24 protein-coding genes and 2 pseudogenes are annotated in these 23,539 nt (G+C 71.8%); 13 read left to right on the top strand and 13 right to left on the bottom strand.

Annotated features, from left to right (window positions below; genetic code table 11):
* Nucleotides 1-35 precede the first annotated feature (35 nt).
* On the top strand, nt 36-1,364 hold the full coding sequence (locus ADK64_RS35655) for a multidrug effflux MFS transporter (protein WP_078993037.1): 1,329 nt from the start codon (nt 36-38) through the stop codon (nt 1,362-1,364).
* A 100-nt stretch (nt 1,365-1,464) separates the two neighbouring features.
* On the opposite strand, the pseudogene ADK64_RS45475 reads toward ADK64_RS35655, so the two are convergent.
* Nucleotides 1,465-1,548 (bottom strand): annotated as a pseudogene (locus tag ADK64_RS45475) (dehydrogenase); the annotation flags it as partial.
* Between the two features lie 107 nt (nt 1,549-1,655).
* On the opposite strand from ADK64_RS45475, the gene ADK64_RS35650 reads away from it, so the two are divergent.
* On the top strand, nt 1,656-1,967 hold the full coding sequence (locus ADK64_RS35650; RefSeq protein ID WP_053666131.1) for a hypothetical protein: 312 nt from the start codon (nt 1,656-1,658) through the stop codon (nt 1,965-1,967).
* A 17-nt stretch (nt 1,968-1,984) separates the two neighbouring features.
* Here the strand turns inward: ADK64_RS35650 and ADK64_RS35645 are convergent, their stop codons facing one another.
* From ADK64_RS35645 to ADK64_RS35620, 7 genes are all read right to left on the bottom strand, one after another.
* Nucleotides 1,985-2,761, bottom strand: a complete 777-nt coding sequence (locus ADK64_RS35645; RefSeq protein WP_053666129.1) for an ABC transporter permease — start codon at nt 2,759-2,761, stop codon at nt 1,985-1,987.
* Nucleotides 2,758-3,723 carry an ATP-binding cassette domain-containing protein gene (locus ADK64_RS35640; protein ID WP_053666127.1) on the bottom strand — a complete coding sequence of 322 codons (966 nt, stop codon included), beginning with the start codon at nt 3,721-3,723 and terminating at the stop codon, nt 2,758-2,760. Before ADK64_RS35640 ends, ADK64_RS35645 begins: the two co-directional genes overlap by 4 nt.
* 13 nt (nt 3,724-3,736) lie before the next feature.
* On the bottom strand, nt 3,737-4,405 hold the full coding sequence (locus tag ADK64_RS35635) for a DUF4097 family beta strand repeat-containing protein (protein ID WP_053666125.1): 669 nt from the start codon (nt 4,403-4,405) through the stop codon (nt 3,737-3,739).
* Nucleotides 4,406-4,634: 229 nt separating this feature from the next.
* Nucleotides 4,635-4,997, bottom strand: a complete 363-nt coding sequence (locus ADK64_RS35630; protein ID WP_053666123.1) for a DUF3099 domain-containing protein — start codon at nt 4,995-4,997, stop codon at nt 4,635-4,637.
* A gap of 373 nt (nt 4,998-5,370) precedes the next feature.
* Nucleotides 5,371-7,128: a cytochrome b gene (locus ADK64_RS35625; RefSeq protein ID WP_053666122.1), complete on the bottom strand. Its 1,758-nt coding sequence runs from the start codon at nt 7,126-7,128 to the stop codon at nt 5,371-5,373.
* A complete protein-coding gene (locus ADK64_RS46315; RefSeq protein ID WP_159046414.1) occupies nt 7,125-7,463 on the bottom strand; it encodes a hypothetical protein in 339 nt (112 codons plus the stop codon). The genes ADK64_RS35625 and ADK64_RS46315 overlap by 4 nt, the downstream gene beginning before the upstream one ends.
* A 76-nt stretch (nt 7,464-7,539) precedes the next feature.
* Complete coding sequence (locus ADK64_RS35620) at nt 7,540-9,105, bottom strand: NAD(P)/FAD-dependent oxidoreductase (protein WP_159046413.1); 1,566 nt, start codon at nt 9,103-9,105, stop codon at nt 7,540-7,542.
* Between the two features lie 285 nt (nt 9,106-9,390).
* Here ADK64_RS35620 and ADK64_RS47900 point away from each other — a divergent pair.
* Nucleotides 9,391-9,474 (top strand): annotated as a pseudogene (locus ADK64_RS47900) (GNAT family N-acetyltransferase); the annotation flags it as partial.
* Between the two features lie 56 nt (nt 9,475-9,530).
* Here ADK64_RS47900 and pcaB read toward each other — a convergent pair.
* Nucleotides 9,531-10,958, bottom strand: a complete 1,428-nt coding sequence (gene pcaB / locus ADK64_RS35615) for a 3-carboxy-cis,cis-muconate cycloisomerase (RefSeq protein WP_053666118.1) — start codon at nt 10,956-10,958, stop codon at nt 9,531-9,533.
* Complete coding sequence (locus ADK64_RS35610; RefSeq protein ID WP_078993036.1) at nt 10,955-13,057, bottom strand: FAD/NAD(P)-binding protein; 2,103 nt, start codon at nt 13,055-13,057, stop codon at nt 10,955-10,957. The genes pcaB and ADK64_RS35610 overlap by 4 nt, the downstream gene beginning before the upstream one ends.
* Before the next feature lie 345 nt (nt 13,058-13,402).
* Here ADK64_RS35610 and ADK64_RS35605 point away from each other — a divergent pair, with 345 nt between their 5' ends.
* From ADK64_RS35605 to ADK64_RS35560, 10 genes are all read left to right on the top strand, one after another.
* Nucleotides 13,403-14,029: a hypothetical protein gene (locus ADK64_RS35605; protein WP_053666116.1), complete on the top strand. Its 627-nt coding sequence runs from the start codon at nt 13,403-13,405 to the stop codon at nt 14,027-14,029.
* On the top strand, nt 14,026-14,211 hold the full coding sequence (locus ADK64_RS35600; RefSeq protein ID WP_053666114.1) for a hypothetical protein: 186 nt from the start codon (nt 14,026-14,028) through the stop codon (nt 14,209-14,211). Before ADK64_RS35605 ends, ADK64_RS35600 begins: the two co-directional genes overlap by 4 nt.
* A gap of 438 nt (nt 14,212-14,649) precedes the next feature.
* The gene (gene mvk / locus ADK64_RS35595) at nt 14,650-15,657 is read left to right on the top strand and encodes a mevalonate kinase (protein WP_234384839.1); all 1,008 of its coding nucleotides are present in this window, start codon (nt 14,650-14,652) and stop codon (nt 15,655-15,657) included.
* Nucleotides 15,647-16,696, top strand: coding sequence for a diphosphomevalonate decarboxylase (mvaD, locus tag ADK64_RS35590; RefSeq protein ID WP_053666112.1), 1,050 nt, complete (start codon nt 15,647-15,649; stop codon nt 16,694-16,696). The genes mvk and mvaD overlap by 11 nt, the downstream gene beginning before the upstream one ends.
* Nucleotides 16,693-17,820, top strand: coding sequence for a phosphomevalonate kinase (locus tag ADK64_RS35585; RefSeq protein WP_053666110.1), 1,128 nt, complete (start codon nt 16,693-16,695; stop codon nt 17,818-17,820). The genes mvaD and ADK64_RS35585 overlap by 4 nt, the downstream gene beginning before the upstream one ends.
* Entirely contained in the window at nt 17,817-18,905 is a 1,089-nt protein-coding gene (gene fni, locus ADK64_RS35580) for a type 2 isopentenyl-diphosphate Delta-isomerase (RefSeq protein ID WP_053666108.1), read from the top strand. Before ADK64_RS35585 ends, fni begins: the two co-directional genes overlap by 4 nt.
* Nucleotides 18,902-19,963: a hydroxymethylglutaryl-CoA reductase gene (locus ADK64_RS35575; RefSeq protein WP_159046412.1), complete on the top strand. Its 1,062-nt coding sequence runs from the start codon at nt 18,902-18,904 to the stop codon at nt 19,961-19,963. The genes fni and ADK64_RS35575 overlap by 4 nt, the downstream gene beginning before the upstream one ends.
* A 3-nt stretch (nt 19,964-19,966) precedes the next feature.
* A complete protein-coding gene (locus ADK64_RS35570) occupies nt 19,967-21,136 on the top strand; it encodes a hydroxymethylglutaryl-CoA synthase (protein WP_053666106.1) in 1,170 nt (389 codons plus the stop codon).
* Nucleotides 21,137-21,232: 96 nt separating this feature from the next.
* Nucleotides 21,233-22,246 (top strand): 3-oxoacyl-ACP synthase III family protein, encoded by a 1,014-nt coding sequence (locus ADK64_RS35565; protein ID WP_053666104.1) that lies wholly within the window; start codon nt 21,233-21,235, stop codon nt 22,244-22,246.
* Nucleotides 22,247-22,278: 32 nt separating this feature from the next.
* A complete protein-coding gene (locus tag ADK64_RS35560) occupies nt 22,279-22,869 on the top strand; it encodes a malonic semialdehyde reductase (RefSeq protein WP_053666101.1) in 591 nt (196 codons plus the stop codon).
* 30 nt (nt 22,870-22,899) lie between these two features.
* Here ADK64_RS35560 and ADK64_RS35555 read toward each other — a convergent pair whose 3' ends face one another.
* The 3 genes from ADK64_RS35555 to ADK64_RS44005 all read right to left on the bottom strand — a co-directional run.
* Complete coding sequence (locus ADK64_RS35555; RefSeq protein ID WP_053666099.1) at nt 22,900-23,175, bottom strand: DUF6059 family protein; 276 nt, start codon at nt 23,173-23,175, stop codon at nt 22,900-22,902.
* 104 nt (nt 23,176-23,279) lie between these two features.
* The gene (locus tag ADK64_RS46310; protein WP_159046411.1) at nt 23,280-23,417 is read right to left on the bottom strand and encodes a hypothetical protein; all 138 of its coding nucleotides are present in this window, start codon (nt 23,415-23,417) and stop codon (nt 23,280-23,282) included.
* 23 nt (nt 23,418-23,440) lie between these two features.
* On the bottom strand, nt 23,441-23,539 hold a 99-nt coding region (locus ADK64_RS44005), incomplete at its 5' end, for an adenosylhomocysteinase (protein ID WP_159046155.1).

Genomic DNA, 23,539 nt, shown 5'->3' with positions numbered 1-23,539 from the left:
GGCGCCAGACCCACACCACTGGACACGGAGGGCGAATGTCTCGCGCCGAGGAAGCCACCGTACGGAGCAAGCGGTTCCCAAAGCCACCGGCGCGGGGCAGAGGCGGCACCACCGACAAGCTCAGGGGACTGCGCCGCACCGGGCTCCTCATCACCTTCATGCTCGGCGCCCTGTCCGCGGTGCCGCCGCTGTCGATGGACATGTACCTCCCGGCCCTGCCGGACGTCACCCACACCCTGGGCTCGTCCGCCACGATGGGCCAGCTGACCCTCACCGCGTGCCTCACCGGCATGGCGCTCGGGCAGCTCGTGGTCGGCCCGATGAGCGATCGGTGGGGGCGGCGCCGGCCGCTGCTGGTCGGGCTGCTCGTCTACGTCGTCGCCTCCGTGAGCTGCGCGATCGTGCCCAACGTCGAGCTGCTGATCGGCTTCCGGCTGCTCCAGGGCCTCGCGGGCGCCGCCGGGATCGTCATCGCCCGCGCCGTCGTGCGCGACCTCTACGACGGCCTGGAGATGGCCCGGTTCTTCTCCACGCTGCTGCTGGTGTCCAGCCTCGCTCCGGTCCTCGCGCCCGTGCTCGGCGGACAGGTGCTGCGGTTCACCGCCTGGCGGGGTGTCTTCCTCGTCCTCGCCGTGATCGGCGTCGCGCTGACCGCGCTCGTCTGGCGCCGGCTGCCCGAGACCCTGCCCGCCGAGCAGCGCCGGGGCGGCGGAGTGCTCGGGGCCCTGTTCACCATGCGCGGGCTGCTCGCCGACCGGATCTTCGCCGGGTACGTGATGGTGAACGGCTTCGCCTACGGTGCGCTGTTCTCGTACATCGCCGCCTCGCCGTTCGTCATCCAGGAGATCTACGGCGCCTCCCCGCAGACCTTCTCCCTGCTCTACGGCCTCAACTCGCTCGGCCTGATGATCGTCGGCCGGATCAACGGCAAGCTCCTGGTCGGCAGGGTGCGCCTGGACAAGGCGCTCGGGGCCGGGCTCGGCGTGATCGCCGCCGCCGGCACGGTGCTGCTGCTGATCACGGCGGGCGCCTTCGGCGACGCGGGAACGGTGCCGGTCGCGTGCTGCCTCTTCGTCATGATCTCCGCGCTGGGGCTGGTGCTGCCCAACACCAGCGCACTCGCCCTGATGCGCACCCCGCACGCCGCGGGTTCGGCCTCCGCGCTGGTCGGCACCTCGTGCTTCGCCATGGGGGCGATCGCCACGCTGCTCGTCGGCATCGCGGGCAAGGGCACGGCGGTGCCGATGGCGTCGGTCCAGACGGGCAGCGCGGTGCTCGCGATCGTCTCTTTGCTCGTGATGTGCCGGCCTTGGCAGAACAAGCCGGTGGCAGAGGGAGCCAAGCGGCCGGCCGGCCGGCCGTGAACGACCCGGCCCGCTGACCCGGACCCGCTACGACCCGGTCGACAGGACATCACCGGGGCACGACCCCCATGTCGTCGAACCGCCGGCCGGTGGGACGTCAGCCCAACGCGCCCAGCCCGGCCGCGCTCTCGTACCCGATTCCCTTGTCCGCGCCGGTGACCGGCGCGATGATCTGCCCACTCATGACAGCGGGCATGGCTGCGCTCCGACCAGGCACCAACGCCGTCTCGGTCATGCAGCGACATCCGGGCGGCATCGATCGACCGGCTGTCTTTGACCCGGAGGTGGGGAATGATCAGCGCGGTGTTCCTGGGTGCCGGCGCTCTCGTCTTCTTGGCAAGCGGCGCGTGGCTCGTCCGGCATCAGCGGCGCAGGCGTGCGGACACCCGTGCGGGGTGGGGCGCCATCGCGATCGGCCTGGGGCAACTGCTGCACGGTGTCGGGTCTCTGACGGGGGATCGACAGCCACTCGGTGTGATCCTCGCCGCCTGTTCCGCCGTCTTCGGCATCGGCGGGGCCGTGCTGGTGGTGAGAGCCGGCCGGACGTTCAGGAACGGCCGGGGCGGCGGGAAGCGGCGGAAGCTGCCCCCGCTGCATCCGTGAGCGTCCGGGCGGGTCGGCTACTTGGGGTCCCGGTCGAACTGTGCCTTCGACCAGCGGTGGCCGAGGACGGTCAGGCCGGCGCACCAGGCGATGGCGATCCACCCGTTGTTGCCGATGTGGGTGCCGAGGAGGAGGCCGCGCAGGGTCTCGATGGCGGGGGTGAAGGGCTGGTACTCGGCGATCGGCTGGAACCAGCCGGGCATGGAGTGCAGCGGGACGAAGGCGCTGGAGATGAGCGGCAGGAGGATCAGGGGCATGGCGTTGTTGCTGGCGGCCTCGGCGTTGGGGCTGCTCATCCCCATGCCCACGGCGATCCAGGTGAACGCCAGGGCGACCAGCACGAGCAGTCCGAACGCCGCGAGCCAGTCCAGGACGGTGGCGTCCGCGGAGCGGAAGCCGATGGCCACGCCGACGGCGCCGACGAGGACCACGCTCAGGATGCACTGCAGGACGCTGCCGGCGACGTGTCCGAAGAGCACGGAGCCACGGTGGATGGCCATGGTGCGGAAGCGGGCGATGATGCCTTCGGTCATGTCGTTGGAGACGGACACGGCGGTGCCGATGGTGGTGGAGCCGATGGTCATCAGCAGGATGCCGGGGACGATGTAGGCGATGTAGTCGGAGCGGCCCGCGCCGCCGCTCATCGCGTCGCCGAAGATGTAGACGAAGAGCAGCAGCAGCATGACGGGCGTGAGCAGCAGGTTCAGGGTGAGGGACGGATAGCGGCGCGCGTGCAGGAGGTTGCGGCGCAGCATCGTGGAGGAGTCGCGCACGGCGAGGGACAGGGAGCTCATCGGGGGGTCTCCTTGGGCTGTCGGGGCAGGCTGGGCACGCCGGTGCCGCCGGTCAGGGCGAAGAACACGTCGTCGAGGTCGGGGGTGTGCACGGTCAGCTCGTCCGCCTCGACGTCGGCCGAGTCCAGCCAGTCGAGGATGGAGCGCAGCTCGCGCTGGCTGCCGTCGCTGGGGATCTGCAGCGACAGCGTCTCGTCGTCACGGCCGGCCTCGCGCAGGGCGCAGGCGGCGGACCGGTAGGCGGCCGGGTCGGTGAAGCGGAGCCGGACATGTCCGCCGGGGATGAGCCGCTTGAGCTGTTCGGCCGTGCCTTCGGCGGCGATCTTCCCGTCGTTCAGGACGGCGATGCGGTCGGCGAGTTCGTCGGCCTCGTCCAGGTACTGGGTGGTCAGGAAGACGGTGACGCCGCCTGTGACCAGCTCGCGGATGATGCCCCACATGGTGTGGCGCGAGCGCGGGTCGAGGCCGGTGGTCGGCTCGTCGAGGAAGATGATCCGCGGGCCGCCGACCAGCGTCATGGCGATGTCCAGGCGGCGCTTCATGCCGCCGGAGTAGGTGGAAGCGGGCTTGTTCGCCGCCTCGGTGAGGTCGAAGCGCTCCAGCAGCTCGGCGGCGACCCGCCGTCCCTCGCGCTTGGGCAGGTGCTGCAGGTCCGCCATGAGGAGCATGTTCTCCTCGCCGGTGATCAGCCCGTCGACGGCGGAGAACTGGCCGGTGACACCGATCGCGGCACGCACCGACTGCGGGTCGGCGGCCAGGTCGTGGCCGCCGACGTACAGCTCGCCGGCGTCGGCGGTGACGAGCGTCGAGAGGATCTTGACGGCGGTCGTCTTGCCGGCGCCGTTCGGGCCGAGCAGGGAGAAGACCGTGCCTTCGGGGACGGTCAGGTCGATGCCGTCGAGCACGACCTTGTCACCGTAGGACTTGCGCAGCCCGGTCGCCGCGATGGCCGAGTTGGTCATGAGAGGTGCTCCTTCACAGGCTGCGGGCGGTGATGTCGCCGTAGGAGGTGGTGGCGTGGAAGGCCAGGTCGGGGGTGGCGGCGGTGTTCTTCAGCGCGTTGTGGATGCGGCCGTGGGCGGTGCCCGCGTCCAGGGAGGCGGAGACTCCGCCGGCGGCGCCGACCGAGATGTCGCCGTGCTCGGTGCGCAGTGTGACCGTGCCGCGCACCGCCTCGGTGATCTGGAGGTCGCCCTTCTGGGTGCTGATCTCCGCGGGTCCGCCGAGACGGCCGACGCAGACGTCGCCGGCGGCGAGGGTGAGGCGGGCGGCCGCGGTCTCGTCGAGCTTGACCGTGGCCTGCGCGCCTTCGAAGGTGACGTCGCCGAGGCGTCCGACGCCCCGGAGTTCGGCGAGGGCCGACTTCGCCTCGACCCGGGAGCCGGCCGGCAGCTGGATCGTCACCTCGACGGATCCGGAGTGGCCGAGGAGCCGGTTCTTCGCCTCCGGGGCCTCGATCCGCAGGACACCGTCGCCGTATGCGACCGTGATCCGCTCCGCCGCCTTCACATCACGGCTCTTGGAGGCGTCCGCGGGCAGGACCTCGACCACGGTGTCGCCCCGGTCGGCAGCGATGAACCGGATGTGTCCCGCGGGGACGTCGAGGACGGCCGAGACCGGGGCGGGGGTGTCGAACTTCTGCATCGTGCTCTCCTTCGTCCGTATCGCGAGCCTCTTCGGCCCGCTGTTTCCGACGAAGGAAACGCTACGTTGCATTCATAGATCTAGCAACGAGCTCGTTGCGTACGATTGCCATCAGCGCAGGTAAGAGCCGGAAAATCATTGCAATGGTCTTGCGCATAACGCAACGAACCTCTCCCCGCTCGTTGCAATGGACTGCAAGTGAACGCTCTACCGGAGATCGTGACGTTGCTCAGCCCGCCGTGTTCCGCTCCGGCGGCAGAATCAGCGTCGGTTCGAGTACGACGCGGGCGGCCGGGGCGGGTTCCTCCCTCACCCGGGCCACCGCGTGCCGCGTGCCGCGCTGTTGGCGCCAGTGGGCCTGTGCGACCACCACGGCGACGTACGGGATGACGACCGCGCCGGCCAGGGCGCTGACCGCGACGACGGGCCAGCGGTTCCAGGTGGCGGCCATGACGACCACGCAGGCGCTGCGCACCAGCATCGCGACGAGGTAGCGGCGCTGCCGGCCGCGCAGGTCGTGCGTCAGGCCGGTGCGCGCCCGGGTGATGGACTCGGCCGGGGGTGCGTTGCGGCGCCAGGGTGTTCTGCTCATCGGCGGGCCTCCGTGGACACTCCGGCACGAACGCCGGACAACCGGATGGGGAACGGGAGTCGTGCCGGTCTCGCCGGCGGTCCCGGGCTGTGCGGAGGTCTGGCGGCCCGGACCGCTCGCCCTCGGCGACGGCCTGAGCCGGCATCGGTGGAGGAGGGGGGTGGGTGTCGTACGGGCGGATCACGGACGGCGGCTCAGCGCACTGCGGCGTCGGATCACGGACGGCGGACGTACGACCTGCGGCGTGGAACGGCCGGCGTCACCCCGGACGCCTGCGCGGGGACGGGCGGGAAGACAACGGCGGCGCGGGTGACCGTCCCCTGATCACCCGCGCCGCCCTCACTGTCCCGGCCCTCTGCGTCGTGCCGCCGGGTCAGTGCAGTTGCTGGTCCGGCTCCCGTCCCTCGGCGGAGTCCTGGGCGCCGGCCTGCGCGGGCAGGTGCCCGTTCGCCGAGCCGTGCCCGTTGGACGAGCCGTGGCCGCCCAGCGCCGCGTGGCCGTTCGCCGAGTGGCCGAAGTGAGCCAGGGCCTCCCGCATCTCCTGCTCGCTCGGCTTGGCGATCTGGTTGCCGTACAGCCAGCGGCTGAGCTTGTAGCGCAGCATCTCCTTGCGCAGGTTCGGGTTGGGCACCCCGTCGTGCTCCGCCTGCGGTGCCGGCAGCGGCTTGTAGCCCTTGCGGGCCAGCAGTGCGTACTCCCGCTGACGGTCCAGGCGCTCGTGCACCTCGATGAACTCGCCGTGCGGCAGCCGCCTGAGCCGGCCGGTCTCACGGCCGTGCAGGAGCTTGTCGCGGTCGCGCCGCTGCAGGCCCAGCGCGATCCGCCGGGTGACGACGTACGCCACCACCGGGACCACGAAGATGCCGATCCGCACCGAATAGGTGATCTGGTTCAGGGACAGATGGAACCGCTCGGCCAGGACGTCGTTGGCGCCGCCGAAGAACAGCACCAGGTACAGGGCGACGAAGGCGACGCCGAACGCGGTGCGCGTGGGATGGTCGCGCGGCTTGTCCAGCAGGTGGTGTTCGCGTCTGTCCCCGGTGACCCAGGCCTCCAGGAACGGCCACAGGGCGAACACGGCCATCATCAGCGTGGGCAGGATGACGGCGGGGATCAGGACGCCCATGTTGACGGTGTAGCCGGCGACCGAGAACTCCCAGGCGGGCATGGCCCGCAGGGCACCTTCGAGGAAGCCCATGTACCAGTCGGGCTGGGAGCCCTGGGAGATCTCGTCCGGCCGGTAGGGGCCGTACGTCCACACCGGGTTGATCTGGGCGACGCCCGCGAGCATGGAGAGCACACCGGCGATGAGGAAGAAGAAGCCGCCGGCCTTGGCCGTGTAGTGCGGGAACAGGGGCTGGCCGACGACGTTCTTCTCGGTGCGGGCCGGACCCCGGAACTGGGTGTGCTTGTGGTAGAAGACCAGGATCAGGTGCACGGTCAGCAGCGCCACGACGATGCCCGGGATGAGCAGGATGTGGAAGCTGTAGAACCGGCCGATCACGTTGTGGCCCGGGAACTCTCCGCCGAACAGGAACATCGACAGATACGTTCCGACCAGCGGAATGGCGAGTGTGACGCCCTCGGCGATGCGCAGGCCGGTGCCGGAGAGCAGGTCGTCGGGGAGCGAGTACCCGACGAAGCCCTCCAGGGTGACCAGGACCAGGAGCACGAAGCCGATCAGCCAGTTGATCTCGCGCGGCTTGCGGAACGAGCCGGTGAGGAAGTGCCGCAGCGTGTGGATGCACAGCGCGGCGATCATGGTCAGGGCCGACCAGTGGTGCAGCTGGCGGATGAACAGACCGCCGCGCACCTCGAAGCTGATGTGCACGGTGGAGGAGTAGGCCTGCGACATCTGCACGCCCTGAAGCGGGGCGTACGATCCGTGGTAGACCGTCTCCGACATGCTCGGGTCGAAGAAGAGCGTCAGCCAGATGCCGGTCAGCAGCAGGACGACGAAGCTGTAGAGCGCGATCTCGCCGAACATGAAGGACCAGTGCTCGGGAAACACCTTCCGTACCAGGAACCGGAAGTTGTAGATCCCGAGTCGCCCGTCCACCCAGTCGGCGACACGCTCGCCTTTCGGTACCTCGGTGCGGGCACCCGGTGGCGCCGTTTCGGTCGTGCTCATACCCGCGCACCCTCCCCTCGCCGCTCGGCCGTCACCGGCACATCGGGGCCGGCCGGCAAGCGGTCGGTCACCGGGGTGGCCTGCCGCGGCGCAAGCAGACCCGTGCCTTCGAGCAGCTGGAACGCTATCGACGGACTATGTGGCTCCACAACCGCCTTTGAGTCTAAGTCCAGGCCCAACTCAAGCAATCCTTGAGCGAGTTTCGAGTGGGAAAAGCGGAATTTGATCTTCATCTGTCTCAACTGGGCGGGCTTTGCAGGCTCGTTACGTGCGCAATTCAGCCACATGCCGTGCAAGTCGACTCCCGCAGACGCCAGTTGATCTGCTTTTGTCATGCGTGCAGCGTAGGACCGCCGACTTTTTCGCGCGCGGCCGGGTATACCTTGCCGCCGGTTTCGAGAGCGCGGTGTTTCAGGGCAGTCGGCGCCGGTCGCAGGCGGGGGCCGGGGCCGGCCATTGGGCGGAGGAACCGGCGGCGGACCGCCAGCTCGCGGAGCCGGTGGAGATCCCGATGGCGGGCCGGTCCGGGGCGACGGAACGGCGGCGGCGTGCGCCCTGGCCGTGGGTGGTGCTGGGCGGGGCCGCCGGGACGGAGCCGCGCGGGCCGCGCAGCGCGGCGCGCAGCATCGAGGGCCGCAGGGCCGCGGCGGGCGCGGCCGCCGAGTGCAGCAGGTCCAGCAGCAGGGCCGCCGCGGACGGGTCGGTGGTGGCGGCGGCCGCCAGCCGGGCCGCGTAGCGGCCGCTGAGCCGGGCGCGCAGACCGGCCCGCGGGTCCTGGCAGCCCTGCGCGGCGCGCAGTCCGAGGGTGCTGGTGTGCCAGACGGGGGCCAGCCGGTGGGCGACGGCCCGGCGTAACCGGTAGCCGAGGCCGGTCGCCGTGCCGTGGCCGGCCAGCAGTTGGTCGAGGACGAGGGCGCAGCTCACGGCGACCGTCATGCCCTGGCCGTGGGCCGGGTCGAGGGCGGCGAAGGCGTCGCCGACGACGAGGAACCCGTCCGGCCAGCGGCGCAGCTTCTCGTAGTGGCGCCAGCGGTTGCCGGTGGCGGCGCAGGCGTAGACGGGGCCGAGCGGGGTGGCGGCCTCCAGGACGTCGCGCAGCAGCGGGTGGCGCAGGGCGCCGGCGGCGTGCAGCAGGCCCGCGTGGTCGGCGGGCGGCCGGCCGCCGTCGCCGGTCGAGACCGACACCGACCAGCGGCCGCCCTCGACGGGGTGGAGCACGCCCTGGCCCGGGTGGCCGGGCGCGGGCATGAGCAGCAGGCTCTTCCAGTCGGCGACATGACCGATGGGCGGCGCGTACACGGCGGTGGCGACGGCGGTACGGGGCTCGGACACCGTCTCCTGCGGCCTCTCGTAGCCGAGTTCGGCGAGCCACTGGGGAGCGCGCGAGCCGCGGCCGGTGGCGTCCACCACGAAGTCGGCGGCCAGCAGGCGCCGGGCGGTCCAGCCGTCCGGTGCCTTGCGGTCGCGGCCGCGTACCCAGACGCCGGTGACGGTGTCGTTGCGGCCGGGCTCCAGCGCGACCGCCTCGTGCTCGGGCACGAAGGTCACCTTCGGGTCGGCGCGCAGCCGGTCGCGTATCACCGCGTCGATCAGATCACGTCCGGCGCTCAGCATCGACAGCTCCGAGCCGGCCCGGGGCAGCCAGCCGCCCGGGCCGAGCAGCAGCATGTCCTCGGGCATCCGCACCCGCACCGCGCCGGCTCCGGCCAGGTCCCGGCCGATCCCGGGGAACAGCTCCTCCAGGCCCTGCTGGGCGGCGGTCGTCAGGGTGTGGGTGTGCCGCGCCTGGGGCACACCCCGGCGCCGCCCGGGGCCGCGGGGCACCCAGTCGCGCTCGAGCACGGTGACCCGGTCCATGAAGTTGGCCAGGGCCCGTGCCGCAGTGAGCCCGGCGAGGCTGGAACCCATGACCACGGCATGTCCATGGCCCCCGCCATGTCCGCCGGCGACCTGCGCGTCCAGAGTCAACTCCCCCACCCTCCCCGAGCGTTGTGCTTGCATCATGCGGGCACGGACCGTGCGGAGGGCAGGGCTCCGAGTGGTCGGGAAGGGGGGTTCGAGGGGCGCTCGAGCGGATTGCGAGGGGGTTTCAAGTGACGGTGTGGGCGCCCCGCGCGAGCGCATTGGGTCGGAGTTGCCGGTTGCTCCCGGTGCGCAGAGGAGAAGGCGAAGCTCGACCGTGCTGTGAAGGCGGCCGACGCATCCAGCCGTTTCGACGCGGCCCGGAACATACGGTTGTGCAAGCACGGGGCCAGGCCGTGGTCGTGGGGGTACGAGGACCTCGGTCAGAGCCGGCCGTCACCGGCCTCGCCGGTACTCACGGTGATGATCCGCGCCGGCCGCTGAATCGCACCACGGGGCGACGCCCCGGGAGAGGGGGAGGCGTGGGCACGCCCCCCCCCTCACCGGACTTCCCGCAGGACGCCCAGCGCTCGGTCCACCAGGGGCCCCGCAACCCCCGTGTACCCCAGCGGATCCAGCAGCCTGTCCGCCTCCTCGCGGCTCAACACCCCCGCCAGTTGCGGGAGTTCGGACAAGACAGCGGCCAGCGGGCGGCCGGTCGTGGCGGCCAGCATCGAGGCCTGGGTCAGCAGTTCCTTGGCGGCCGTCTTGCCGATGCGGGGGGCGAGGACGGCCGAGACCCGTTCGGACACCAGCCGGCCGCCGGTCGCCGCGAGGTTGGCGCGCATCCGCTCGGGGTGCACGGTGAGCCCCCGCGCGAGTTCGACGGCCGTGTGGGCGGCGCCGCCGGTGAGGCGCAGGGCCTCGCGCAGCGGCTGCCACTCGGCGTGCCAGAGCCCGGCGGAGCGCTCGTCCTCGGTGGGCAGGCACTGCAGCAGTACGGCGGCCAGGGCGGGCAGTTGGAGGGCGGCCGAGCGGATCAGGGTGGCGAGCACGGGGTTGCGCTTGTGCGGCATCGCCGAGGAGGCGCCCCGCCCGGCGACCGAGGGCTCGGCCACTTCGCCGATCTCGGTGCGGGCGAGCACGAGGACGTCCGCGGCGATCTTGCCGAGGGCGCCGGTCGTGTGGGCGAGGGCGGCGCCCAGGTCGGCGACGGGGGTGCGCAGCGCGTGCCAGGGCAGGACGGGGGCGGCCAGGCCCGTCTCGGCGGCGAAGGCGGCGCCGAGTTCGTCGAGTACGGCCGCCGGGTCGGCGCCCTCCCCCGCGTACTGGAGATAGCCGGCCAGGGTGCCGGCCGCGCCGCCGAGCGCGACCGGTAGCCCGCCGTCGGCGATCCGCTCCAGGCGCTCCGCCGCGTCCAGGACCAGCCCGCGCCACCCGGCGGCCTTGAGCCCGAAGGTCGTGGGCACGGCGTGCAGGGCGAGGGTGCGGCCCGCCATCACGGTGTCCCGGTGCGCCGCCGCGAGGTCGCCGAGGGCGGCGGCCACGGAGCGCAGGTCCGCGACGATCAGGCGCAGCGCGCGGGCGGCCACCAGCATGGCGCCGGTGTCGAAGACGTCCTGGCTGGTGGAGCCGCGGTGCACATACTCGGCGGCGGCCGGGGAGCCCTTGGCGACCTGCGCGGTCAGCGCCTTGACCAGGCCGACGACCGGGTTCGCGGTCTCCCGCGCGGCCAGGGCGAGTTCGCGTACGTCGAACAGGTCGGCGCGGGCGGCGGCCGTGATGGCCTCGGCCGCGTGGGCGGGGACCGTGCCGCAGCGGGCCTGGGCGCGGGCCAGGGCCGCCTCCGCGTCGAGCATCGCCTGCAGCCACGCGCTGTCGCCCACGGCGGCCTCGACGGGGGTGCCCGCCCGCACCGGTGAGAGCAGGCCCGTGTCGAGGTGGCCGGCCAGGGTGCCGGGCCGTGGGGGTTCCTGCGGGGAGGTCATGCGCCCGCCTTCACGTTCGGGGGGACGGCCACGGACGGAGCCGGCCGGTGCGGGACCGCGAGGGCCGCCGGCACGGCGAGGACCGCCGCCGCGATGGCGTCGGAATCCTCCAGGGTGACCGAGCCGACGCCCGGTCTGATGCCCGCGGCGGTCACCCAGTGCACGGACTCGGTGGGCACGCCGTAGGCGAAGCGCCTCGGATGCGGTTCGTCCGCCGCGTCGATCAGGTGGTACGGCCGCTCGGTCACGGCCAGCCCGCCGGTCTCGTAGTCCTCGCCGGTGTCCGCCGTACCACCGGGAATGCGGTACGGGCGGCACTGCCCGGTGCGCAGCAGCTGGTTCATCAGCGGGTCGGCGGTGCGCCGCAGGTCGATCTCGGGCAGCCGGGCCTCGATGAGCACCGTGGCCCGTATCCGTACGTCCGCGATCGCGCCGGAGGCGCCCGTGAAGCAGGCACCGAGGGGGTCGTTGCCGTTGGTGCCGACGCGCAGGTCGGGGCCGGTGACGTCGAGGATGCCGGCGTCGATGAGCGCGGCCATCTCCTCGATGCGGGAGGCGGGCGGCCCGATGGAGAGGTAGGCGTTGAGCGGGGTGTACCAGCGGTCGAGGTCGTCGCGGTGGGAGGCGGCGGTCAGGCCGGCGTGGTCGACGGCGAGGCGCAGTTCGTTGCGCAGGTCCCGCAGGACGTCGAGCGCGGCCTTGACCGGCCCGCTGACGTTGCCCTGCCGGGCGAGGCGGACGTCCTCGTCCAGGTGACCGCGCAGCCAGCCGCGGAAGGCGGTCAGGTCGTCGAAGACGCGGGTGCCGTAGGGGCGGGCGATGTGCTCCCAGTCCCAGCGCTCGGCCGGTTCGATCCCGGCCTCGTCCAGCAGGCGGTCCTCGGCCGGGCCCGGCTCGGCGTGCAGGTACAGCTCGGTGAACTCCTCTATGGCCGGGGTGGTTTCACCGCGCTCGGCGAGCAGGGCCGAGTAGTAGACGGCGCACACCTCCTTGGAGATGAGCGGCCACAGGTCGGCGGCGAAGTCGATGGCCCCGCTGCGGGTGTCCCGGGCGCGCAGCGACGCGATGTACCCGGCGGTCAGCAGCCGCGGGTAGTAGCGGCCGTGGGCGCCCTTCTCGTTCTCGCCGCGTGCCTGGTACGGCACACCGCGCCGGGATCCGGCGTACAGGCGCGGCTCGCGGCCCGAGGGCCGGTAGACCAGGCGGCCGCCCGTGCGGGTGAAGACGCCGCCCCGGCCGCGGGTGAACAGCGCCATGTAGTCGAAGAAGTTGAGCCCGAGCCCGCGCAGCAGCACGCTCTGGCCGGGCCGGACGGACGACAGGTCGACGTCGGCCGGGTTGGCGGGCGCGAGGTACGTCAGCCCGTGCCGGGCGGCGAAGGCGGCCAGCCGCCGCTCGGTGTCGGAGGGCCGGGCCGGCACATGGCCCTGGGCGAGGACGACCGCGGACAGGCCGGTCAGCCGGGTGCCGTCCTCCAGGGTGACGGTCTGCGCCCCGGCGGGCCCGGCCGCGTCGTCGGCGTCCTCTAGGGCGACGGCCCGCACGGCGTGGGTGCGCACGGTGACGTGTGCGGCGGCGTTCGCGACGACGCGCTGGAACGCCCAGGTCAGATAGGAGCCGTAGAGCGCGCGGGTGGGGTAGGCGTCGGGGCCCAGAGCGCGTGCCTCGGCGCGGATCTCCTCGCCGTAGCCGCCTTCGGGGCCGGGCTCGAGGGTGCCCGACTCCAGGGCCTTGGCCCACTCGTGCAGGCTCGGCCCCTCCTCCAGCGGGCCGTCGATGGGGACACTGGCGTCGGTGTAGACCGTCACCTGGGAGGCGACGGTGTTCATCAGCAGGTGCCGGGACTGGGTGGGGCGCCACACCCGCCCCGAGCCCGGCGGGTCGGGGTCGACGACATGCACGGTGACGGTGTCCCAGCGAGGCGACTTCCGTTCCTGCGCACAGAGCCGTTCCAGTACGGAAAGGCCCCGGGGACCGGCGCCGACGAGGCACACCTCCAGGTGTTTCCCCGTGCCGTGCCCGGCCGGCCTGGCGGATGCGCGGGTGTCTGGGTCTCCGGGCGGAAAAGCCTCACCCGGGGGAAACTGAGCGGCCGTCATCACGAGCGGCCCTGCGGGGAGTCCGGCGCTTACTGCGCGTTCGCCTCCGTGCGTACCGTCCACAGTTCCTCCTTCCTCGGGCAACCGTCGGTGCAGGCGCTCAATCAGAGCTCGGTTCCGGCTGGAAGCGGCCTGGAGGAGGTGATGGGGTCGGTTTCGTGCGTCGGGTCCCCGAACGAGGCTGTATCGGGACTCGAGTCGCCCGTCGGGTAATGGGACTGTTCGCCCGGGGTCGGCGAACGCCCTTACCGGACCGGAAGACAGAGTCAACTGCCGCAATCGGCACGGATATCCACAGTGATGTACAGCGGTTGCGGGGCCGAGACGCCTCGTGAAGGAGCCTCGATGAAGTCCCAGCCATGCTCTAGGAGCCACACCCAGGAAAGCCGCGCCGTCGCCGGATCCGTCCTCTGCGCCGCCTGCATGACCGGGGTACGGCACAGCCTGCTCGCACTCCCCGGTCTCCACCAGGAATGCCTGCACCAGGTGTCGCCGACGGGGCGGCGCACGAACCCGACCAAGGTCTCGGGCAGCCGCAGCAGGGACCACCTGGATATCTCCGTGCTGGACGCCCGCCACAACATTCTGACCATTCTCGAGTCGTGGTCGGGAATGGTCGTGGAAAAGCTCGGGACCAACGCCCCGCCGCGTACCGTTCTGTCCTTGGCACGTTTTCTCACACTGCATCTGGACTGGCTCGCCGGCCAGCCTCCGGCGGTCGACTTCGCGGACGAGATCGAAGCTCTCGTCGTCGAACTGCGCCGGACCATCGATCCCGAACCCAATGATCTCCACACGCTCATCCGACACTGCGTCGTGGACAACTGCCCGGGCACGATCAGCGCCTTTCCGCAGCGCGGCGCGGGTGCGGGCAGCAGCATCACCTGCTCTTCAGGACATTCATGGGAAGTGTGCGAGTGGCTGAGTCTCAGGAAACTGATGGAGCGGCAGCGAAAGGGTGTCAGCGCATGATCAAGCCACCGAGCCACCGGCTCGTCCCCACCAAGGTGGCGGCACTGGCCGTGGGCGTGTCCGAGGCGACGATCCGCAAGTGGGTGAGCCGCGGGAAGATCACGCGCTACGGCGCCCCGCACCGGCGCTCGGAGTTCGACATCGAGGAACTCACGGAGATCGCCCTGCAGCGCCGTCCCTGAGGCGGGCCCGGCACACACATCTCCTGTCCTGACACACCTCCAGACACCTGACACATCTTCAGACATCGACGTGCCCGCCGCGGCTGCCCTGGCAGTCGCGGCTGTGCTCGTTGCGGACACAGCACCCGCTGGAGGGTGACTCAGGTCACTTCCAGGGGGTGTTGGCGTGGTGTCAGCCCCTGTGTCACTATCTACCCACGTCTCCCCTGCCCGAAATCTCTACGAGGCAGCGGATCGCGTGCCGTGCCCGCCCGTCTGAGCGAAGCCACAGACCGGTTCCCGCGCGTACGGCACAGCCTCTTGATCCATCCCGATCAACCCCGTGCCCAGGTGCCCCGCGTCGCCGTCGATGTCCGACCGCCGGCGCCCAAGTGACCTGCCGCATGCGGTCGTTGACGGTTCTTCGTCATGCACGAACCACATAGGGAGCTGAGTGCGTTGACTCTACCGACCTCAGCGGAGGGGGTATCGCAAAGCCACCGGGCCCGCTCGGTCGGCATCGGCCGCGCCCACGCCAAGGCCATCCTGCTGGGGGAGCACGCGGTCGTCTACGGAGCTCCGGCGCTCGCTCTCCCCATCCCGCAGCTCACGGTCACGGCCAGCGCCGGGTGGTCTTCCCACTCCTCCGACAGTCACGGCGACCTGTCGTACACCATGACCGGCTCCCCCTCGCGGGCGCTGGTCACGCAGGCCTCCGACGGTCTGCGCCGGCTGACCGCGGAGTTCAGGGCGCGGATGGGTGTGACCGGCAGGCCGCACCTCGACGTGATCCTCGACGGGGCGATCCCGCACGGCCGGGGCCTCGGCTCCAGTGCGGCCAGCTCGCGCGCGATCGCCTTCGCCCTCGCCGACCTCTTCGGCCGCGAACTGACCGAGCGCACGGCGTTCGAACTGGTGCAGACGGCCGAGAACATGGCGCACGGCAAGGCCAGCGGCGTCGACGCGATGACCGTCGGCGCCTTGCGTCCGCTGCTGTTCCAGCAGGGCCGGACCCAGGAGCTGAAGCTCGGCTGCGACGGGTTGTTCATCGTCGCCGACAGCGGCGAGCTGGGCAGCACCAAGGAAGCCGTCGAACTGCTGCGGGACGGCTTTCGCAAGCACGCCGGAGCGCAGGAGAGGTTCGTGGACCGCGCGGCGGAGCTGGCGGAGGGGGCCCGGCAGGCCCTCGCCGACGGCAAGCCCGGGGAACTCGGCACGCGGATGACGGACAATCACGCGCTGCTGCGTGCGGCCCGTCTCAGCACCGACCGGATCGACGCCCTGGTCGGCGCCGCGCTCAGGGCAGGCAGCCTCGGCGCCAAGATCACCGGTGGTGGTCTGGGCGGCTGCATGATCGCACTGGCCCCGCCGGAGCGGGCCCGGGAGGTCACCCGGCGACTGCACGAGGCAGGCGCCGTACAGACGTGGGTCGTACCGCTGAAGGGGCTCGACAACCATGCGCCGTGAACAATCGACCACCGTGCCGCGACCGCGGGACACCGCGAGGAGTGCCACCGCGGTCGCGCACCCGAACATCGCGCTGATCAAGTACTGGGGCAAGCGTGACGAGCGGCTGATCCTGCCCTGGACCGACAGTCTGTCGATGACCCTCGACGTCTTCCCGACCACCACCCGGGTCCGGCTCGACCCCGACGCCGCGCACGATGCGGTGACGCTCAACGGTGAGCCCGCGACGGGCGAGGCGGGCCGGCGCATCACCGCGTTCCTGGAGCTGGTGCGGGAGTTGTCCGGCCTGTCCCAGCGGGCCGTCGTCGACACCCGCAACACCGTGCCCACCGGGGCGGGCCTTGCGTCCTCCGCCAGCGGGTTCGCCGCCCTGGCCGTCGCCGCCGCGGCCGCCTACGGCATCGACCTGGACGCCACCGCGCTGTCCCGGCTGGCGCGGCGCGGCTCCGGGTCGGCCTCGCGCTCCCTCTTCGGCGGCTTCGCCGTCTGGCACGCCGGTCCTGAGGGCGCCACGGACGCGGAGGCGGACCTCGGCTCCTACGCCGAGCCGGTACCGACGGCGGACATCGACCCCGCGCTGGTCATCGCCGTGGTCAACGCGGGCCCCAAGGCGGTGTCCAGCCGGGAGGCCATGCGCCGCACCGTCGACACCTCGCCGCTGTACCGGCCGTGGGCCGCCTCCAGCAAGGACGACCTGGTGGACATGCGGGCGGCGCTGGGCCGCGGTGACCTCGCGGCGGTCGGCGAGATCGCGGAACGCAACGCGCTCGGCATGCACGCGACGATGCTGGCGGCGCGGCCCGCGGTGCGCTACCTGTCGTCGGCCACGGTCACCGTGCTCGACCGGGTGCTCCAGCTCAGGAGGGACGCGGTCCCGGCGTACGCGACCATGGACGCCGGGCCGAACGTGAAGGTGCTGTGCCACCGGGCGGACGCCGAGCGGGTGGCCGACGCCGTCCGCGACGCCGTCCCCGACGGCACGGTGCTCGTCGCCGGACCGGGGCGCGGGGCACATCTGCTGGACGAGGGCGGACGATGACGCCGCGGCGCACGGTCGTGCGGCACGCGCCGGGCAAGTTGTTCGTCGCGGGCGAGTACGCGGTGGTGGATCCGGGCAACCCGGCGATCCTGGTGGCGGTCGACCGGCACCTCACCGTCACCGTCTGCGCCGGCGATTCCGGCTACGACGGGGCCGCCGTCGTGATCTCCAGCGACCTCGGTCCGCAGGCGGTGCCCTGGCGCCGGCACGAGGGCCGGCTGGTCGTGTGCGGCGCGGACGACGGCGGGCGGGCGCGCGGCGCGCTCGGCCACGTGGTGTCGGCCATCGAGACCGTGGGCCGGCTGCTGACCGAGCGCGGACTGTCCCTGCCCACGCTGAGCGTCTCGATCGGCAGCCGGCTCCACGACAACGGCAAGAAGTACGGGCTGGGCTCCAGCGGCGCGGTGACCGTGGCGACCGTCGACGCCGTCGCGTCCTTCGGCGGAGTCGAGCTGTCGGCCGACGAGCGGTACCGGCTGGCCCTGCTCGCCACCGCGCGGATCGATCCCAAGGCCTCCGGCGGCGACCTCGCCGCCAGCACCTACGGCGGCTGGCTCGCCTACCGGGCGCCCGACCGGGCCTTCGTGCTCGACCTGGCCCGGCGCGTCGGCGTCGACCGGACGATCGGCGCACCCTGGCCGGGCCACACGGTGCGCCGGCTGCCGCCGCCCGACGGCCTCACCCTGGAGGTCGGCTGGACCGGGGAGCCCGCCTCCACCGCGTCCCTCGTGTCCGACCTGCACCGCAGGACCTGGCGCGGCACCGCCTCCCACGAGAAGTTCGTCGAGACCAGCAACGGCCTCGTGGGCGCCGCGATCACCGCGCTGGAGGCCGGCGACCGTCCGGGCCTGCTGCACCAGATCCGCGCGGCCCGCCAAGAGCTGGCCCGCCTGGACGACGAGGTCGGGCTAGGCATCTTCACCACAAGGCTGACGCAGCTGTGCGACGCCGCCGAGGCCGTCGGCGGCGCCGCCAAGCCCTCCGGGGCGGGGGGCGGCGACTGCGGTATCGCCCTGCTCGACGCCGAGGCGGCACACGACATCTCTCACGTACGGCAACGGTGGGCCACGGCCGGGGTGCTGCCCCTGCCCGTTCGTCCCGCCCTGGAAGGGATCGAGGAATGAGCGCTTCACGCAAGGACGACCACGTTCGGCTCGCCATCGAACAGCAGGACACACACCGCGGGACCAACCAGTTCGACGAGGTGTCGTTCGTACACCACGCCCTGGCCGGTATCGACCGCGAGGACGTGTCCCTGGCCACGACGTTCGCCGGCATCTCCTGGCCGGTGCCGATCTACATCAACGCGATGACCGGCGGCAGCGAGAAGACCGGTGTCATCAACCGGGACCTGGCCATCGCCGCCCGGGAGACCGGGGTGCCGATCGCGTCGGGCTCCATGAACGCCTACATCAAGGACCCGTCGTGCGCCGGCACCTTCAGCGTGCTGCGCGAGCAGAACCCGGACGGGTTCGTCATGGCCAACGTCAACGCGAACGCGACCGTCGAGAACGTGTGGCGCGCCGTCGAGCTCATCCGGGCCGACGCCCTGCAGATCCACATCAACACCGCGCAGGAAACGGCGATGCCGGAGGGCGACCGGTCGTTCTCCACCTGGGCCGGGCAGATCGAGAAGATCGCGGCGGCCGTCGACATCCCCGTGATCGTCAAGGAGGTCGGCAACGGCCTGAGCCGGCAGACCGTCCTGGCGCTGAAGGACCTCGGCGTGTCCGTGGCGGACGTCAGCGGCCGGGGCGGCACGGACTTCGCCCGGATCGAGAACGGCCGCCGGGAGCTGGGCGAGTACGCCTTCCTGCACGGCTGGGGCCAGTCGGCGCCCGCCTGTCTGCTGGACGCGCAGGGCGCCGGCCTGCCCCTGCTCGCCTCCGGCGGGGTCCGCAACCCGCTCGACGTCGCCCGCGCCCTGGCGCTCGGCGCGCACGGCGTCGGCGCGTCCGGCGGCTTCCTGCGCACCCTGCTCGACGGCGGCGTGGACGCGCTGATCGCCCAACTCACCACCTGGCTCGACCAGTTGGCCGCGCTGCAGACGATGCTCGGCGCCCGCACCCCGGCCGGCCTGCGCCACTGCGATCTGCTCCTGCACGGTTCCCTGCGTTCCTTCTGCGCCGACCGGGGCATCGCGACGGGCCCGCTCGCCCGGCGTTCCAGCACCGCCGAGACCCCCCACCAGACGGGAAGCACACGATGACCGACACGCACGCCATAGCCGGGGTCCCGATGCGCTGGGTGGGACCCCTTCGCATTTCCGGCAACGTCGCCGAGACCGAGACCCAGGTGCCGCTCGCCACCTACGAGTCCCCGCTGTGGCCCTCGGTGGGCCGGGGCGCGAAGGTGTCCCGGCTGGCCGAGAAGGGCATCGTCGCCACCCTCGTGGACGAGCGGATGACGCGTTCGGTGCTGGTCGAGGCGACGGACGCGCTGACCGCGCTGACGGCCGCGCGGACCATCGAGGCCCGCATCGAGGAGCTGCGCGCACTGGTGCGCACCTGCAGCCGCTTCGCCGAGCTGATCCAGATCCGGCACGAGATCAACGCCAACCTGCTGTTCATCCGGTTCGAGTTCCGCACCGGCGACGCCTCCGGCCACAACATGGCCACCCTCGCCTCCGACGTGCTTCTGGGCCACCTGCTGGAGACGGTCCCGGGCATCTCCTACGGCTCGATCTCCGGCAACTACTGCACGGACAAGAAGGCCACCGCGATCAACGGCATCCTCGGCCGCGGCAAGAACGTGGTCACCGAGCTGCTCGTACCGCGTGACGTGGTCGAGAACACCCTGCACACGACGGCCGCCAAGGTCGTCGAGCTGAACATCCGCAAGAACATGCTCGGCACCCTGCTCGCCGGCGGCATCCGCTCGGCCAACGCCCACTTCGCGAACATGCTGCTCGGGTTCTACCTGGCGACCGGCCAGGACGCGGCCAACATCGTCGAGGGCTCCCAGGGCGTCGTGATGGCCGAGGACCGCGACGGCGACCTGTACTTCGCCTGCACGCTGCCGAACCTGATCGTCGGCACGGTCGGCAACGGCAAGGGCCTCGGCTTCGTGGAGACGAACCTGACCCGGCTCGGCTGCCGGGCCGACCGCGCGCCCGGGGAGAACGGCCGCCGGCTCGCCGTCATCGCGGCGGCGACCGTGCTGTGCGGTGAACTCTCCCTGCTCGCGGCACAGACGAACCCGGGCGAACTCATGCGCGCGCACGTCCAGCTGGAACGCGACAACAAGACCGCAAAGGTTGGTGCATAGGGCATGTCCATCTCCATCGGAATCCACGACCTGTCGATCGCGACCGCCGAGTACGTCCTGCCGCACACCGCGCTCGCAGCGTACAACGGCACCGAGATCGGCAAGTACCACCTGGGCATCGGCCAGGAGTCGATGAGCGTGCCCGCCGCCGACGAGGACATCGTCACACTGGGCGCCACGGCCGCCGCGCCGATCATCGCCCGGCACGGCACCGACCGGATCCGCACGGTCGTCTTCGCGACCGAGTCCTCGATCGACCAGGCCAAGGCGGCCGGCATCTACGTCCATTCGCTGATCGGGCTGTCGTCGGCCACCCGGGTCGTCGAGCTGAAGCAGGCCTGCTACGGCGCGACCGCCGCCCTGCAGTTCGCGATCGGCCTGGTGCGCCGCGACCCCGCCCAGCAGGTCCTCGTGATCGCCAGCGACGTCTCCAAGTACGACCTGGACAGCCCGGGCGAGGCCACGCAGGGCGCGGCGGCCGTGGCCATGCTGGTCGGCGTGGACCCCGCGCTGGTGCGCATCGAGGACCCCTCCGGCCTGTTCACCGCCGACGTCATGGACTTCTGGCGGCCGAACTACCGGGACGCGGCCCTGGTCGACGGGCAGGAGTCCATCGGCGCCTACCTCCAGGCCGTCGAGGGCACCTGGAAGGACTACCAGGAGCAGGGCGGCCGTTCGCTGGAGGAGTTCGCCGCGTTCTGCTACCACCAGCCGTTCACGAAGATGGCCTACAAGGCCCACAGCCACCTGCTGAACTTCAACGGCTACGACACCGACAAGGACGCCATCGCCGGCGCCCTCGGGCAGACCACCGGCTACAACAGGGTGATCGGCAACAGCTACACCGCGTCGGTGTACCTCGGCCTCGCCGCGCTGCTCGACCAGGCCGACGACCTGTCCGGCAAGTCCATCGGCTTCCTCAGCTACGGCTCCGGCTCCGTCGCCGAGTTCTTCGCGGGGACCGTCGTCGCCGGATACCGGGAGCACCTGCGCACGGAGGCGAACCGCGAGGCCATCGACCGGCGCAAGCCCGTCGACTACGCCGAGTACCGCGAGCTGCACGAGCACAGGCTCCCGGCCGACGGCGGCGACCACGCCAACCCGGCCCAGACCACCGGCCCGTTCCGGCTGGCGGGGATCAGCGGGCACAAGCGTCTCTACGAGAAGCGCTGAGCGCGGTTGTCCGCGCCCTTCGAGGCCGCGCCCCAAGGGGGGCGGCCCCCTTTGTCATACAGCTGTTCACACACCAGGTGAGGGGAGGGCATCCGCATGGACGAGGCATCGATCCTCGGTACGGGTAGCCCCATACGGGACGTCAGGATCCTCGGTACCGGTGCCTATGTGCCGGAGCGGATCGTCTCGAACGACGAGGTCGGTGCGCCGGCCGGAGTCGATGACGCGTGGATCACCCGTAAGACCGCGATCCGCGAGCGCCGCTGGGCCGGCGCCGACCAGGCCACCTCGGACCTGGCCACGGCCGCGGCCCGGGCCGCGATGAAGTCGGCCGGCATCACCGCCGAGCAGCTGTCCGTGATCGCGGTGGCCACGTCCACGCCGGACCGGCCGCAGCCGCCGACCGCGGCCTATGTCCAGCAGAACCTCGGCGCGTCCGGCACGGCGGCGTTCGACGTCAACGCGGTGTGTTCCGGCACGGTGTTCGCGCTCTCGGCGGTCGGCAGCGTGATTCTGCGCCGGGGCGGCTACGCCCTGGTCATCGGCGCGGACGTGTACTCGCGCATCCTGAACCCGGCCGACCGCAAGACGGTGATCCTGTTCGGGGACGGCGCCGGCGCGATGGTGCTCGGACCGACCGACCGGGGCCCGAACGTGCGCCATGTCGCCCTGCAGACGTTCGGCGAGCTGTCGAGCCTGATCCGGGTCCCCGCGGGCGGCAGCCGGCAGCCCCTCGACCGGGCCGGCCTCGATGCCGGACTGCAGTACTTCGCGATGGAGGGGCGCGAGGTGCGCCGCTTCGTCGTGGAGCACCTGCCGCAGCTGGTCAAGGGGTTCCTCCACGAGGCCGGTGTCGAGGCCACGGACATCAGCCACTTCATCCCGCACCAGGCCAACGGCGTGATGCTCGACGAGGTCTTCGGGGCACTGACGCTGCCGCGCGCCACGATGCACCGGACGGTGGAGCACTACGCCAACACGGGAGCCGCCTCCATCCCGATCACCCTGGACGCGGCCGCCCGCGCGGGTGCCTTCCGTCCCGGCGAGCTGATCCTGCTGGCCGGCTTCGGCGGCGGCATGGCCGCGAGCTTCGCCCTGGTCGAGTGGTGACCACTCTCAACGACACCGAAAAGGTAGCGCCCATGTCCCTCGTTCTTGACCCCGAGGCCCAGGACCTGCTGTTCCGCGAGGCCCGCACCCCCCGGACGTTCACCGACGAGCCGGTGACCGACGAACAGATCCAGGCCGTCTACGACCTGGTGAAGTACGGCCCGACCGCCTTCAACCAGAGCCCGCTGCGCATCACCCTGGTCCGTTCCGCCGAGGCCCGCGAGCGCCTGGTGAAGCACATGGCCCCGGTCAACCAGGCCAAGACCGCCACCGCCCCGCTGGTGGCGATCCTGTCCACGGACAACGAGTTCCACGAGGAGCTGCCCAGGCTGGTCCCGGGCTTCCCGGAGGCCAAGGACCTGTTCTTCGCCGAGCGCCCGGTCCGCGAACGCTCCGCCCAGCTCAACGGCGTCCTTCAGGCCGCTTACTTCATCATCGGCATCCGCGCGGCGGGCCTGGCGGCCGGACCGATGAACGGCTTCGACTACCCGGGTGTGCAGGCGGAGTTCCTGGACGACGACCACACGCCGCTGGTGGTCGTCAACATCGGCAGGCCTGGCCCGGACGCCTGGGACGAGCGCGCCCCGCGCCTCGACCTGGACGAGATCCTCACTACCGTCTGACCTGGGCAGGTGCCGGCTTCGGCCGGCACCTCACCTGCCCTCGGGGGTCCGGTGGTCGGCGTAGCACGCCGGCCACAGTTCGCGCAGGATCCGCAGCTCCTCGGCGGAGAGCGGTACGTCCTGGCGCAGCCGCTCGGGGTGGGAGGGCGGCGGCCCGCCGGGCCGCTGCCTCAGCGGTTCGTCCTCTTCCCCCGCGAGATGCACGAAGGGGTCGTGTGCGGCCCCGAAGGCCACCAGGGACTGCCAGAGCCGCCGTACGAGATAGTCCGCCAGCGTCCGCCGGGCGCCCCCCAGCCACCGTTTCATGTCCCCCCCTTGTGTCCCTTCGCTCGTGGCCTCTTCCACAGATTCCCAAGGTCCGCTCGCGGATCAGTGGAGAACGGCCTGTCGTCGCCCGCCGGTCCGGTACGTCAGTCGACGCCGCGCACGACCTGGGGTTCTCGCTGCTCCTCCGCGTCGCCGCCGGCGAGCAGCGGCGGCGGTCCGGACGGGGAAGGGTCCCTCGGCTCGTCCCAGGGCGGGCCTTCCTCCTCTTCGAAGTGGTACACGTACGCCTCCTGCCGGGTCTGTGTCAGTAGCGGTAGTGGTCCGGCTTGTACGGGCCGTCGACCTCGACGCCGATGTACGCGGCCTGCTCCGGGCGCAGCGTGGTGAGCTTGACGCCGAGCGA

Origin of the sequence: Streptomyces sp. MMG1121, assembly GCF_001280015.1 — a bacterium.
In the GTDB taxonomy this organism is placed as follows: domain Bacteria; phylum Actinomycetota; class Actinomycetes; order Streptomycetales; family Streptomycetaceae; genus Streptomyces.
Note: the sequence above shows the minus strand (reverse complement) of the source record. Positions and strands in the feature narration are given on the sequence as shown.